Origin of the sequence: Amycolatopsis anabasis, from assembly GCF_009765355.1 — a bacterium.
Classification (GTDB): domain Bacteria; phylum Actinomycetota; class Actinomycetes; order Mycobacteriales; family Pseudonocardiaceae; genus Amycolatopsis; species Amycolatopsis anabasis.
The window spans coordinates 91,049-103,221 of record NZ_VTHK01000030.1 but is presented as its reverse complement, the minus strand read 5'-3'; the positions used below and the strand labels follow the sequence as shown (position 1 = coordinate 103,221).

At 70.5% G+C, this 12,173-nt stretch carries 12 protein-coding genes and 1 tRNA gene; 9 read left to right on the top strand and 4 right to left on the bottom strand.

All coding sequences use genetic code 11. The annotated features are described in order from the left end of the window. Window positions 1–56: 56 nt before the first annotated feature. The gene (locus FXO23_RS32440; RefSeq protein ID WP_158889305.1) at window positions 57–1,019 is read right to left on the bottom strand and encodes an acyl-CoA desaturase; all 963 of its coding nucleotides are present in this window, start codon (window positions 1,017–1,019) and stop codon (window positions 57–59) included. A gap of 209 nt (window positions 1,020–1,228) precedes the next feature. Between FXO23_RS32440 and FXO23_RS32435 the strand changes: the two genes are divergently transcribed. The 4 genes from FXO23_RS32435 (at window position 1,229) to FXO23_RS32420 (ending at window position 5,579) form a co-directional block, all read left to right on the top strand. Further along, window positions 1,229–1,300, top strand: a tRNA-Gln gene (locus tag FXO23_RS32435). Window positions 1,301–1,326: 26 nt separating this feature from the next. Beyond that, the gene (locus tag FXO23_RS32430; RefSeq protein WP_246258162.1) at window positions 1,327–3,078 is read left to right on the top strand and encodes a GGDEF domain-containing protein; all 1,752 of its coding nucleotides are present in this window, start codon (window positions 1,327–1,329) and stop codon (window positions 3,076–3,078) included. Window positions 3,079–3,123: 45 nt separating this feature from the next. Continuing rightward, window positions 3,124–4,602, top strand: a complete 1,479-nt coding sequence (gene glmU, locus FXO23_RS32425; RefSeq protein WP_281356651.1) for a bifunctional UDP-N-acetylglucosamine diphosphorylase/glucosamine-1-phosphate N-acetyltransferase GlmU — start codon at window positions 3,124–3,126, stop codon at window positions 4,600–4,602. Beyond that, window positions 4,599–5,579 carry a ribose-phosphate diphosphokinase gene (locus tag FXO23_RS32420; protein WP_158889304.1) on the top strand — a complete coding sequence of 327 codons (981 nt, stop codon included), beginning with the start codon at window positions 4,599–4,601 and terminating at the stop codon, window positions 5,577–5,579. The genes glmU and FXO23_RS32420 overlap by 4 nt, the downstream gene beginning before the upstream one ends. Before the next feature lie 61 nt (window positions 5,580–5,640). Here the strand turns inward: FXO23_RS32420 and FXO23_RS32415 are convergent, their stop codons facing one another. Further along, on the bottom strand, window positions 5,641–6,291 hold the full coding sequence (locus FXO23_RS32415) for an NAD(P)-dependent oxidoreductase (protein ID WP_158889303.1): 651 nt from the start codon (window positions 6,289–6,291) through the stop codon (window positions 5,641–5,643). A gap of 89 nt (window positions 6,292–6,380) precedes the next feature. Here FXO23_RS32415 and FXO23_RS32410 point away from each other — a divergent pair, with 89 nt between their 5' ends. After that, window positions 6,381–6,767, top strand: coding sequence for a winged helix-turn-helix transcriptional regulator (locus tag FXO23_RS32410; RefSeq protein WP_246258161.1), 387 nt, complete (start codon window positions 6,381–6,383; stop codon window positions 6,765–6,767). A 42-nt stretch (window positions 6,768–6,809) separates the two neighbouring features. On the opposite strand, the gene FXO23_RS32405 is transcribed toward FXO23_RS32410, so the two are convergent. Continuing rightward, complete coding sequence (locus tag FXO23_RS32405) at window positions 6,810–7,943, bottom strand: hypothetical protein (RefSeq protein ID WP_158889302.1); 1,134 nt, start codon at window positions 7,941–7,943, stop codon at window positions 6,810–6,812. 325 nt (window positions 7,944–8,268) lie between these two features. Between FXO23_RS32405 and FXO23_RS32400 the strand changes: the two genes are divergently transcribed. The 4 genes from FXO23_RS32400 to FXO23_RS32385 all read left to right on the top strand — a co-directional run bounded on the left by FXO23_RS32400 (window position 8,269) and on the right by FXO23_RS32385 (window position 10,424). Then, the gene (locus tag FXO23_RS32400; RefSeq protein WP_158889301.1) at window positions 8,269–8,907 is read left to right on the top strand and encodes a 50S ribosomal protein L25/general stress protein Ctc; all 639 of its coding nucleotides are present in this window, start codon (window positions 8,269–8,271) and stop codon (window positions 8,905–8,907) included. A 9-nt stretch (window positions 8,908–8,916) separates the two neighbouring features. Continuing rightward, on the top strand, window positions 8,917–9,516 hold the full coding sequence (gene pth / locus FXO23_RS32395) for an aminoacyl-tRNA hydrolase (RefSeq protein WP_158889300.1): 600 nt from the start codon (window positions 8,917–8,919) through the stop codon (window positions 9,514–9,516). 192 nt (window positions 9,517–9,708) lie between these two features. Beyond that, complete coding sequence (locus FXO23_RS32390) at window positions 9,709–10,080, top strand: DivIVA domain-containing protein (protein WP_158889299.1); 372 nt, start codon at window positions 9,709–9,711, stop codon at window positions 10,078–10,080. After that, window positions 10,080–10,424 carry a DivIVA domain-containing protein gene (locus FXO23_RS32385; protein ID WP_158889298.1) on the top strand — a complete coding sequence of 115 codons (345 nt, stop codon included), beginning with the start codon at window positions 10,080–10,082 and terminating at the stop codon, window positions 10,422–10,424. Before FXO23_RS32390 ends, FXO23_RS32385 begins: the two co-directional genes overlap by 1 nt. Here the strand turns inward: FXO23_RS32385 and FXO23_RS32380 are convergent. Then, window positions 10,421–12,112: a fatty acyl-AMP ligase gene (locus FXO23_RS32380; protein WP_158889297.1), complete on the bottom strand. Its 1,692-nt coding sequence runs from the start codon at window positions 12,110–12,112 to the stop codon at window positions 10,421–10,423. The genes FXO23_RS32385 and FXO23_RS32380 overlap by 4 nt on opposite strands. Window positions 12,113–12,173 lie beyond the last annotated feature (61 nt).

Below are 12,173 nucleotides of genomic sequence, written 5' to 3'. Positions count from 1 at the left end.
GGCCTCGCGTTTCGCCCGCCGTCTAGCTGCCACAACGGGCAGCCTAGACCTCCGCGCTATTTGGTTTCGGCCGCCAGCCGAGCAAGCCGCTGCGGAGTGGGCCAGCGCACGTTGTAGGCCCACCCGAACTTCTCGAACAGCCAGATGATCCGCGCCGAGATGTCGATCTGGCCGCGCTGCACGCCGTGCCGGGCCGAGGTCGGGTCCGCGTGGTGCAGGTTGTGCCAGGACTCGCCGAAGGAGAAGATCGCCAGCGGCCAGAAGTTCGCCGACTTGTCCCGCGCGGTGAACGGGCGCTCACCGATCATGTGGCAGATCGAGTTGACCGACCAGGTCACGTGGTGCAGCACGCAGACGCGCACCAGTCCGGCCCAGAAGAACGCGGTCACCGCGCCCCACAGCGACCAGGTGAGCAGGCCGCCGAGCAGGGCGGGCACCACCAGGCTGAGCAGCGTCCACAGCCAGAACAGGTCGTCGACCTTCTTGATCGCCATATCCTTGAGCAGATCCGGGGCGAACCGCTCCTGGTTGCTGCGGTCCCGCTGGAAGAGCCAGCCCATGTGCGCGTGCCAGAAGCCCTTCGCGATGGCCACCGGCGTGGTGCCGAACGCCCACGGCGAATGCGGGTCGCCGTCGCGGTCGGAGAACGCGTGGTGCCGCCGGTGGTCGGCGACCCAGGTGATCACCGGCCCCTGCACCGCGGTGCTCCCCGCCAGCGCCAGCGCCACCCGCAGGCCCTTCTTGGCCTTGAACGAACCGTGCGTGAAGTGGCGGTGGTAGCCGACGGTGACCCCGGCGCAGCCGATCGCGTACATCAGCACGAACAACCCGACATCCACCCAGCTCAGCCCCCACCCCCAGGCGAACGGAACGGCGGCGAGCAACGCCACCAGCGGTGCGATCACACCGGCGTACACCGAGATCTGGACGGGGAAGGGCCGCTTGCCGTCCAGGACGGGCTTGGGGCCCTTGGCGGAAGGTTCTTCGGAACCGGGGGAACGGTCGAGGGTGGCCGTCATGCACTTCACTTCTTCCTGCGCGTCACGCCCTACCAAGGGTCGCCTTACCTACGATGCCGTAAGTTACGGTACAGGAGCTTCGCCTCGCTGTGGAGTGCCCGGAACCACCGGCGTCCACACCACCGAATCGGGGTGAAACGCCCAGTAGACGCGCCGGAAACCCCCAGAAGACGGGCCGATGGCGAGCCGACTATCCTGACCAGGCGCGATCCGCCGTAGTGTAATCGGCAGCACTTCAGATTTTGGTTCTGACAGTTCAGGTTCGAATCCTGGCGGCGGAGCTGTTTCGACTCGGATGAGCTAGGGGGTGGCTGCGGCGACCGGCGAAGCGACGGAACAGGGAAACAACAGGCGGCCGGCACTGGTCGAGCTGTCCGACGCCTGGCTGGTCGGTCGCGCCCGGGAACTGATCGCCGCCGTCCAGCGCACCGATCACGCCGAGCAGCTCGACATCGTCAAGACCCTCGACGAGCTGCTCGAGGAGACCCAGCGCCGCGGCGAGCCGATGCTCGTCGCCCAGTTGCTCCGGGCCGCGGCCCTGGCCCGCCTGGTCACCCGCGGCCTCGCCGCCGAGGCCGAACCGCTGCTCGACGAGATGCTCGCGCACACCCGGCGCCACGGGCTGGCCCTGCTGCGCGCCGACGCGCACGCGCTGCGCGGCCGCCGCCTGGTGCTCGCCGAGCAGGAGGACGCCGCGCTCACCGAGATCGCGCGGGCGCTGGCCATCCTCGACGATTCGGAGACCCCGGACGTCCACATCGGCAAGCGGGCCTGGTCCAAGTTCCAGGCGTCCGCGCTGGTCGACTGCTGGCTCGTGCTCAACCAGCTCGGCGTCTACGAGGCCGCCGAAGAGGTGATCGCGCGGGCGCACCAGGCCATCCGGGAGAGCGCGGGGCCGCACGAGATCACCCTGCAACTGGTCAACCGGGTCAAGATGCTGCTCGGCTGGGGCCTGCGCCTGGAGCGGGTCAACCGCCACGACGAGGCCGCCGACAAGTTCCGCACCGCCGCGTCGATGGCGGTCGCGGTGGAGGCGCCGTTCGCCGAGTCGCTGTTCCCGCGCCGGGTGGGCGTCCCCGCGGTCGACCAGGTCGGCGTGCTCGCCGCGGCACTCGCGTTCGCCACCCCGGACGGCGCGCACATCGAACGGTTGCAGCGGCTGTCCAGCGAACCCGCCTACCCGCACGAGGCGGGGATCGTGACCGTCGCCCTGGCCCGCTGCCTGGACCAGGTCGGCCGCCGCGACGACGCGCTGAAGGCGCTCATCGCCGCGCGCAACAACCTCGCCGAGGACAACTCGCAGCCGTCCATGCGGCTCAACCTCGCGCGCGAACTGGCCCGCCTCGACCACGACACCGGCACCGAGGCCACCCGCTCGCTCATCGATTACGCCGCGGCGCTGGAGAGCGAGCTGTGGACGCTGCGCGAGTCGCAGATCGCCACCCTGAACACGCGCCGCGAGCACGAACGGCTCTCCGCCGAACACGGCGCGATCACCCAGCAGGCGCTGCAGGACCCGCTCACCGGCCTGCCCAACCGCCGCGCGCTCGACGAGCACCTGCGCACCCTGGCCTCCACGGCGACCGCGCAGCCCCTCGCGGTCGCCCTGGTGGACCTGGACGGATTCAAGGACGTCAACGACCGGCACTCGCACGCCGAAGGCGACGACGTGCTGCGCGTGGTGGCCAGCACGCTGCGGGACGCGCTGCGCGGCGACGACATCGTCGCCCGGTACGGCGGGGACGAGTTCATCGTGCTGCTGCCGGGCGCGCCGGTCTCCGCGGCCCGGCAGGCGCTCGGCCGCGCCGTGACGGCCGTCGCTCAGCTGCCGCACCACCTCTCGCACGGGGTGACGCTGTCGGTGGGCCTGGTCTCGCTGCGCCCGCAGGAGCGCGCCGACCAGGTGCTCTCCCGCGCCGACGCGGCCATGTACCAGGCGAAACGCGGCGGCGGCAACCAGATCGCCTCGGCCACCTCGTCGGCCGGGGAAACGGTGGTCAGCTGGCCCGACGAGGGCTCGCAGACCGACCCCACGTGGGGCCTGGAAGAGCACACGTAGGATCGTGCCCCGGTACAGGTAGCCGTCTGGAATCTTGGGAGCGCCGTGACCACCGGCCCGCTGAGCACGCTGATCCTCGCCGCGGGTGAGGGCACCCGCATGCGATCGAAGACCCCGAAGGTGCTGCACCCGATCGCCGGGCGGCCGCTCGTCGAGCACGCGGTGCGCGCCGCGGCCGGGCTGGACCCGGAAAACCTGGTGGTGGTCGTCGGGCACGGGCGCGAAGCGGTCGGCGAGCACCTCGAACTGGTGGGCAAGGCGCTCGGCCGGACCGTCACCACCGCGGTGCAGGAGCAGCAGAACGGCACCGGGCACGCGGTGTCCTGCGCGCTGTCCGCGCTGCCGCCCGGCCTGGGCGGCACCGTGCTGGTCGGCTACGGCGACATTCCGCTGCTGGACACCGAGACCCTGGCCGCGCTGCTCGCCGAGCACTCCGGCAGCGGCAACGCGGTGACCGTGCTGACCGCGGTCGTCGAGGACCCGACCGGCTACGGCCGGATCGTGCGCGACGCGGGCGGGGCGGTGACCGGGATCGTCGAGCACAAGGACGCGACGCCCGAGCAGCTGGACATCACCGAGATCAACTCCGGGGTGTACGCGTTCGACGCCGCCGTGCTCGCCGACGGCCTGTCCCGGCTGTCCACCGACAACGCGCAGGGCGAGCTCTACCTGACCGACGTCCTCGGCATCGCCCGCGGCGACGGCCGGTCCGTGGGCGCGCTGGTGATCGACGATCCGTGGCAGGTCGAGGGTGTGAACGACCGCGTTCAGCTCGCCGCGCTCGGCGCCGAGCTGAACCGGCGGATCGTGCGGCGCTGGCAGCGCGCCGGGGTCACCGTGGCCGATCCCGCCACCACCTGGATCGACTCCGGGGTCACGCTGGCCCGGGACGTGGTCCTCGAACCGGGTGTGCAGCTGCGCGGCGCCACGACCGTCGGCGAGGACGCGGTGATCGGCCCGGACAGCACGCTCACCGACGTCCGGGTGGGCGCGGGCGCGAAGGTCGTCCGCACGCACGGCTCGGACGCGGAGATCGGCGACCGCGCGAACGTCGGCCCGTTCGCCTACCTGCGCCCCGGCACGAAACTGGGCGAGAAGGGCAAGATCGGCACGTTCGTCGAGACGAAGAACGCGGACATCGGCGCCGGTTCGAAGGTGCCGCACCTGACCTACGTCGGGGACGCGACGATCGGCGAGCAGAGCAACATCGGCGCGGCCAGCGTGTTCGTCAACTACGACGGCGTGCACAAGCACCACACCACCATCGGCTCCCACGTGCGGACCGGCTCCGACAACATGTTCGTGGCCCCGGTGTCCGTGGGCGACGGCGCGTACAGCGGCGCGGGAACCGTGATCCGGCGGAACGTCCCGCCGGGCGCGCTGGCCGTCTCGGGCGGGCCGCAGCGGAATATCGAAGGCTGGGTGGTCCGGCGCAGACCGGGCACACCCGCGGCGGAGGCGGCCGAGGCCGCGCTCGCCGAGAAGGAGGAAACCGAGAAACCCGACGGGGAGTCGCAATCATGAGCCCGAAGTCCGGCACGCCGAAGAAGAACCTGATGCTCTTCTCCGGCCGCGCGCACCGCGAGCTGGCCGAGGAGGTGGCCGAACACCTCAATGTGACGATCACCCCGCAGACCGCGCACACCTTCGCCAACGGCGAGATCTTCGTCCGGTTCCAGGAGTCCGTCCGCGGCACCGACGCCTTCGTGATCCAGAGCCACCCCAGCCCGATCAACGAGTGGGTGATGGAGCAGCTGATCATGGTGGACGCGCTGAAGCGCGCGAGCGCCAAGCGGATCACCGTGATCATGCCGTTCTACCCGTACGCACGGCAGGACAAGAAGCACAAGGGCCGCGAGCCGATCTCGGCGCGGCTCATCGCCGACCTGTTCAAGACCGCGGGCGCCGACCGGATCATGACCGTGGACCTGCACACCGCGCAGATCCAGGGTTTCTTCGACGGCCCGGTCGACCACCTGCTGGCGCAGAGCGTGCTGTGCGAGCACATCGAGAAGACCTACGGCGGCGAGCAGATCACCGTGGTGTCCCCGGATTCGGGCCGGGTGCGGCTGGCCGAGAAGTGGGCGGCGCAGCTCGGTGACCGGCCGATCGCGTTCATCCACAAGACCCGCGACCCGGACAAGCCGAACCAGGCGGTCGCCAACCGGGTCGTCGGCAAGGTCCAGGGCCAGCTGTGCGTGCTGATCGACGACATGATCGACACCGGCGGCACGATCGTGAAGGCCACCGACGCGCTGCTCGACGAGGGCGCGGCGGACGTGGTCATCGCGTCGACGCACGGGATCCTGTCCGATCCGGCGACCGACCGCCTGAGCAACTGCAAGGCGCGCGAGGTCATCGTCACCAACACGCTCCCCATCCCGGAGGAGAAGCGCTTCCCCGGGCTGACCGTCCTGTCGATCGCCCCCCTGCTGGCCCGCGCCATCCAGGAGGTCTTCGAGGACGGCTCGGTGACCAGCCTCTTCGACGGCAACGCCTGACCTGGCCTTTCGCCGGGGTGCCCGAAAGTGCGCGCACTTTCGGGCACCCCGGTAACCGAACTCAGTAGGCGACGGTGAACCGCCGCCGCCGGTGCGCGGGCTGCTCGATCTCGTCGAGGAACGCGATCGCGTAGTCGTCCCCGCTGATCGTCGAAACACCCTGGTCGTCGACCAGCAGCACGTCGCCGCCGACCCGGTACTTCCCGGTCCGTTCGCCCGGGACGTACGCGCCGAACTGGGCCGCCGGGCTCACGTAGAACCAGTCGACCCCCTCGGGCAGCTCGCGGAACGCGTCGAGCACCTCGGCGTGGCTGCTCGCCTCCGGCTTGTACTCCGCGGGGAACTCCGGGTTGTCGATCACCCGCGGCCCGCCCTCGGAAACCCGCAGGCTGCCCGCGCCGCCGACCACGCCGATCCGCACGCGGAGGTCCTGCGCCGCCTTGGCCAGCGCGGGCACCGCCTCCAGCAGGCGGCCGCCGTCCTCCATCGGGCGGGCGGGGATCGCGCTGATCAGCACGTCGGCCCCGGTCGCGACCTCGGCCAGCAGGGCGTCGTCGTGGATCGACCCGGCTCGCACGGTCAGGCCGTCGCGGGGCGCCAGGGAATCCGCGTGCCGGGCCACCGCGACGACCTCGTGCCCGCGGCGCAGCGCCTCCTCGACGATCTTGCCCCCGGCGTATCCGGTCGCCCCGAACACCACCAGCTTCGCCATCTTCGAACTCCTCACGTTCAGTGATCGATTTCGTCGGGGCCGACGGTAACCACTGGTTACCGAGTACTTCAACGTGCTATAGATACCTGGTGGTTACCAACGAGGCAGGCGAGCTGATCCGCGGCGACGTCACCGATGCGAACTGCCCGACCCGGATGGTTCTGGACCGCATCGGCGACCGGTGGACCGTGCTCGTGGTGCTGCTGCTCCGGAACGGCCCGATGCGCTTCACCAAGCTCCGCGAGGGCATCGGCGTCGCCCCGAAGGTCCTCACCCAGACCCTGCGGGCGCTGGAACGGGACGGCCTGGTGATCCGGACCGTGTACCCGGAAATCCCCCCGAAGGTGACCTACGAACTCACCGAACTGGGGCACTCGATGCGCGCCCCGATCGACGCGATCACCGAATGGGCGGAACTCAACGTCACCGCGATCCTCAAAGCACGCGAGGCCCACGACGCGAAGACGGAGTCGTGAGTGTTCGGGCCGGTTCTAACCGGCTTGTCCGCTCACGACCGCTCAGCCGCCGAGTGCGGAGAACTCGGTGCGCACCTTCTGCTTCAGCGCCTCCGCGTCGAGCTGGGCCAGCAGGTCGCCGGTGATCGTGGGCAGCGCCACCACCTGCGCCGAACCCGAGGTCCGCGGCAGGTCGAACTTGACCGTGCAGGACAGCCCGGTGACCGTGTTCGGCGCCGCGACCGCTTCCTGACCGCAGTCGCGCAGGCCGAGCCCCTCGGCGGTCACGACCGACCTGAGCACCACCCGCACCGACACCCCGGTGGCCGCGCCGCTCACCGTGTTCCGCACCTGCACGGTCTCGGTGCACGCGCCGGTGCTCACGCAGTCCAGTTTCTTGTCCTCCACGGCCGTCTGCACCACCGATCCCGCGACCAGCGGCTGCCCCAGGTTCGCCGCGGCCCCTTCGACCTCGGTGCCCAGCGCCCGCACCGCGTCCCCGGTGAGCGCCTGCGGCCGCACCGAACCGCCCACCCCGAACGCCTGCCCGACGGCCGCGCCGAAGAGCGTCGGTTCCGCGCTCACCACCCGATGCGGTTTCGCGGTGCTGACCTCCAGCCGCCCGGCGCCGGTGTTGAGGTCGAACACCTCGGTCCCGTCGGCGAGGGTCCGCCGGATCGGCTCGGCCACGTGGTCCATGGTCGCCAGGCTGCCGCGCAAGGCATCGGCCGCCGCGGCCGGGGTGAGCGCGGCCCCGGGGTCGAGCGGGAGCCGTGCCGGATCGGCGCGCACCCACCGGGTCGCGTACTCGCCCGCCTTGGCCGCGTCGATCCCCTGCGACTGCCAGTAGGCCGCGGGCGCGGTCAGGTACAGCTTGCCGTCCACCCGGACCGCCTTGACCTGCTGACCGCCGGCCGGGAACGAACCGGAAACGGTGCCGTTGCGGGTGACGTTCAGCGTCAGCTCGAGCGGGTTGCCCCCGGCGTCCGTTCCGGTGACGCGATAGGCGATCGCGCCCTGTCCGGACAGCGTCCGCAGGGCCTCGTCGACCGCGGCTCGCTGGACTGCGCGCCGGTCGGCGCGCACCCGGTCCGCGGCGGACACGTCCCCGCTGCCGGATACCGCGACCGAACAGGCACCGAGGAGGGTCGCCACCGCGACGGCCAGCGCCGCTGGCAGGACTACTCGAACTCGCATGGAACACCTCGTCGATCAGTATCCGACCCGTGCATAGTGGTCTGACGCCACCGTCTGACGAAGGTTCCGTCACCCGCCTTACCAGGTTCTTACGTGGCCGGGCGACCCGGCGCAACCGGGGTGTGACCGCCTGCTCTACACTGTGCAGGTTGTCTCGGCGAGGCGGGCTCCGTGCGCACCCGGTGTCCGACGTGATCGACGCGGCGGCTTGAGTAGCCACGCGCTGTGCACGTTGTGGAATTCGCCGCCGAACAGCCCAGAACAGCAGATTCACAGCCCCATCCCCCGCCGCCACATCTGTGCCGATTTGAAGGAGTGCAACACCGTGTCCGAGGTACGTCTGTCCGTCGAGCCCCGCACCGAGTTCGGCAAGGGCGCCGCGCGTCGCACCCGTCGCGCCGGCAAGATCCCCGCGGTGCTGTACGGCCACGGCTCGGACCCGCGTCATCTGGCCCTGCCGGCCATCGAGTTCGCGCGCGTGATCCGGGAGAACGGCAGCAACGCCGTGCTGACCCTCGACGTCGAGAACACCGACGGCAAGGGCACCGAACTGGCCCTGACCAAGACCATCACCGTGCACCCGCTGAAGAACTACATCGAGCACGTCGACCTGCTCGTGGTCAAGCGCGGCGAGAAGGTCACCGTGGACGTCCCGGTCGTGCTGACCGGCGACGCCGGCCCGGGCACCCTGGTGAACCAGGACCTGGACACCCTGTCGGTCGAGGTCGAGGCGCTGCACATCCCCGAGCAGGTCGAGGTCTCCATCGAGGGCCTGGGCGCGGGCACCCACATCAACGCCGGCCAGGTCGCCCTGCCCGCCGGGGCCGAACTGCTCACCGACCCGGAGGCGCTGGTCGTGGCGGTCAACGAGGCGCCGAGCGAGGCGTCCATGGAGGCCGAGGCCGACGCCGAGGGCGCCGGTGTCGTCGAGGACAAGCCGGAGACCGGCGGCGACGCCGAGTAACCCACCACCATGGGTCAACCGACCGACCTCCCCGGGGCCGGCGAGCAGGTGCTGCTCGTCGGCCTCGGCAATCCCGGTCCCCGGTACGAGGGCAACCGGCACAACATCGGTTTCCTGGTCCTCGACGAACTCGCCGCCCGCGTCGGCGGGAAGTTCAAGGCGCACAAGGGCGGCGCCGAGGTGCTCGAGGGTCGTCTGGCCGGGCGCAAGGTCGTGTGCGCCAAACCGCGTTCGTTCATGAACCTCTCCGGCGGCCCGGTCGCGGGCACCGCCCGGTTCTACAAGGTCGCCCCGTCCGGGGTCGTCGTGGTGCACGACGAGCTGGACCTGCCCTACGGCGCGCTGAAGCTCAAGCTCGGCGGTGGCGACAACGGCCACAACGGACTCCGCTCGATCACGAAGTCGTTGGGCACCAAGGACTATTACCGCGTTCGCTTCGGCATCGACCGTCCGCCGGGCCGGATGGACCCGGCCGACTACGTCCTCAAGGACTTCTCGACCGTCGAGCGCAAGGAACTCGCGCTCAACATCGACCGCTGCGCCGACGCGGTCGAGGCGCTGATCCGCGACGGCCTCACCGCGGCCCAGAACACCTTCCACGCGGGCTGACCGCCCCCGGCGAACGCGCGAATGTGAAAGCGCTCACATCAGCGCTGCGTAGCCCGGGCTCACCCGAAGGCGTGTGTTCCCACCCCTGATCGAGTCGACGAATCGGCGAAGTCTTCCCCGGAGCCCCGCGCGGCGGCTAGCAAGGTAGGCGGCGACAGCGTCGACCCGAGCCCTCGGATCTGGGAGAGTTTCATGTCCTTCACGCCCGAAGACGTCCACAACGTCGAATTCTCGAATTCGCCGATCGGAAGGCGCGGTTACGCCAAGGGCGAGGTGGACGAGTTCCTCCAGCGCATCGCGAAGACGCTGGCCGACGAGGACGATCTGACCGCCGCCGAGGTCCACCACGTCATGTTCGGCAAACCGCTGATCGGCAAGCGCGGCTACGACGAGCGCGAAGTCGACGAGTTCCTCGACGCGGTCGAGGAAGAGCTGGCCAATCGCACCGGGCGGCGGGTCCACGAGGTGCCGCTGGCCCGCGAGCAGTCCCAGGCCACCGCCGAGCGCGCCGACTGGCACGACTCACCCACCACCGCCCGCATCGAGCACTTCCAGGACAGCTGATGACACTGACCGCGGACGACGTGTACGACGTCCAGTTCGCCCTCGCCGCGATCGGCACCCGCGGTTATTCGGTGGCGGACGTGGACACCTTCCTCATCCGGGTCGCCGCGACCCTGCGCGGTGAGGACACGGTGACCCCGGAGGAGGTGCACAGCGTCTCCTTCGGCCGGCCCGCGCTGGGCAAGCGCGGGTACGACCAGGCCGAGGTCGACGTCTTCCTCCAACTGGTGGAGAGCACGCTGGCCGGACGCGCGGAGACCGCGACCGAACGGTTCCACATCGCGCCCGCGCTGGAGCACTCGCACACGCGCAAACCGCTGTGGCGGCGGAAGGTCCGCGGTTAGCTGGTCTTGGAGGCGTTCTCGATCCGGTCCGCGAACTGGGTCGCCGTGGCCGCGCGCTTGACCTTGCCCGAGGGCGTCTTCGGCAGGCTGCCGGTCGGCAGCACCACCACGGCGAACGGGCGCATGTCCACAGCGTCCCGGACGCGGGCCGCGACCTCCTTGGCCAGCACGCGTTCGGCGTCGGAGTCACCGGCCAGTTTGGACTCGAGCACCACGGCGAACCGCTCCCGCCGGGTGCCCGCGTCGATCCGGACGGCGACCGCGTTGCCCGCGCGGACACCGTCCACCGAGGTGGCCGCGCGTTCGATGTCGGTGGGGTAGATGTTGCGGCCGCCCATGATGATGACGTCCTTGCGGCGCCCGCAGATGACGATCTGGCCGTCCACCAGGTAGCCCAGATCGCCGGTGGCGAACCAGCCCTCGGCGTCCTGAGTGGACACCGGGCCGTCCATGGTCAGGTAGCCGGGCGTGACGGCTTCCCCGCGCAGCCTGATCTCGCCGACTTCGCGCTCGCCGAGCCGGTTTCCCCGGTCGTCGACGATCTCCGCCTCGAGCCCGTCCAGCGGGCGGCCGAGGATCGCGAACGAGCGGACGTCGTCGGTGCCCCGGCGCGGATCGCCCTCCGGCACCGGCACCGCGCGGTTGTCGGCTTCCAGCGCGTCCGCCTCGACGAAGTCCAGGGTCAACCCGGTGAACAGCGGCGCGAACGACACCGCGAGCGTCGCCTCGGCCATGCCGTAAGCCGGGAAGACGCACTCCGCGGGCATCTTGAACCGGGCGCCCGCGTCGGTGAACGTCTTGACCGCGGTCTCGTCGATGGGTTCGGCGCCGTTGAGCGCGATCCGCAGCGTGGACAGGTCGAAGGCGTCGTCCTCGTCGACCCCGTTCATCCGCCGCCCGACGATCGCGTAGGCGAAGTTCGGCGCGGCCGTGGTGGTGGCGCGGTACTTGGTGATCAGCCGCGGCCAGATCAGCGGGCCGGAGAGGAACTCGACCGGGGTGATCTTGATCAGCTCGACGCCGAAGGTCATCGGCACGGTGAGGAACCCGACCATGCCCATGTCGTGGAAGGTGGGCAGCCAGGACACCATCACGTCTTCGTCGAAGACGAACTCGGCCCGGTCCACCATGGCCTTGACGTTCGAGTACAGGTTGCCGTAGGTGATCTTCACGGCCTTCGGCTCGGCGGTGGACCCGCTGGTGAGCTGCAGCAGCGCGAGCGAATCCTCGGCGCTGGGCACCGGTTCGGCGAGCGGCTCGCCGGAGAACAGGTCGGTGATCATGCGGAAACCGATGCCGTGCTCGGTGAGCACCGGGGCGAGCTGGTCGAACGGTTCGCCGAGCAGCACCAGCTCGGAGCCGATCATGCGCAGCACGCGGACCGTGTCCTCGGCCCATTCCGCGAGGTCGGTGCGCGGGGTGGGCTGGTGCAGCATGGTGACGCTGCCCCCGGCGAGCCAGACGGCCTGCACGGTCGGCGCGATCAGGGCCGGCGCCGCGGCCAATACGGCGACCGCGCTGCCCGGCCCGGTGCCGCCTTCGACCAGCGCGCCCGCGACGCGTTTGGCCTGCTCGTGCACTTCGGCCCAGGTCCTTCGAACCGGTTCGTGGGGCTCACCGGTGACCATGCCGCGCTGCTGACCGCCGCCGGCCGCGGTGGCGACCAGCGTGTCCACGAACCTACTCATGCGGAACACCTTATCCGCCGCCCGGAACGGCGTGCTCCGGTCGGCACATTCTGCCGGTTGT

What these genes read in the sequence shown, in the direction of transcription:
- FXO23_RS32440 (WP_158889305.1), bottom strand. Translation starts at nt 1,019, where the DNA reads ATGACGGCCACCCTCGACCGTTCCCCCGGTTCCGAAGAACCTTCCGCC.
- FXO23_RS32420 (WP_158889304.1), top strand. Translation starts at nt 4,599, where the DNA reads ATGAGCCCGAAGTCCGGCACGCCGAAGAAGAACCTGATGCTCTTCTCC.
- FXO23_RS32415 (WP_158889303.1), bottom strand. Translation starts at nt 6,291, where the DNA reads ATGGCGAAGCTGGTGGTGTTCGGGGCGACCGGATACGCCGGGGGCAAG.
- FXO23_RS32405 (WP_158889302.1), bottom strand. Translation starts at nt 7,943, where the DNA reads ATGCGAGTTCGAGTAGTCCTGCCAGCGGCGCTGGCCGTCGCGGTGGCG.
- pth (WP_158889300.1), top strand. Translation starts at nt 8,917, where the DNA reads ATGGGTCAACCGACCGACCTCCCCGGGGCCGGCGAGCAGGTGCTGCTC.
- FXO23_RS32390 (WP_158889299.1), top strand. Translation starts at nt 9,709, where the DNA reads ATGTCCTTCACGCCCGAAGACGTCCACAACGTCGAATTCTCGAATTCG.
- FXO23_RS32385 (WP_158889298.1), top strand. Translation starts at nt 10,080, where the DNA reads ATGACACTGACCGCGGACGACGTGTACGACGTCCAGTTCGCCCTCGCC.
- FXO23_RS32380 (WP_158889297.1), bottom strand. Translation starts at nt 12,112, where the DNA reads ATGAGTAGGTTCGTGGACACGCTGGTCGCCACCGCGGCCGGCGGCGGT.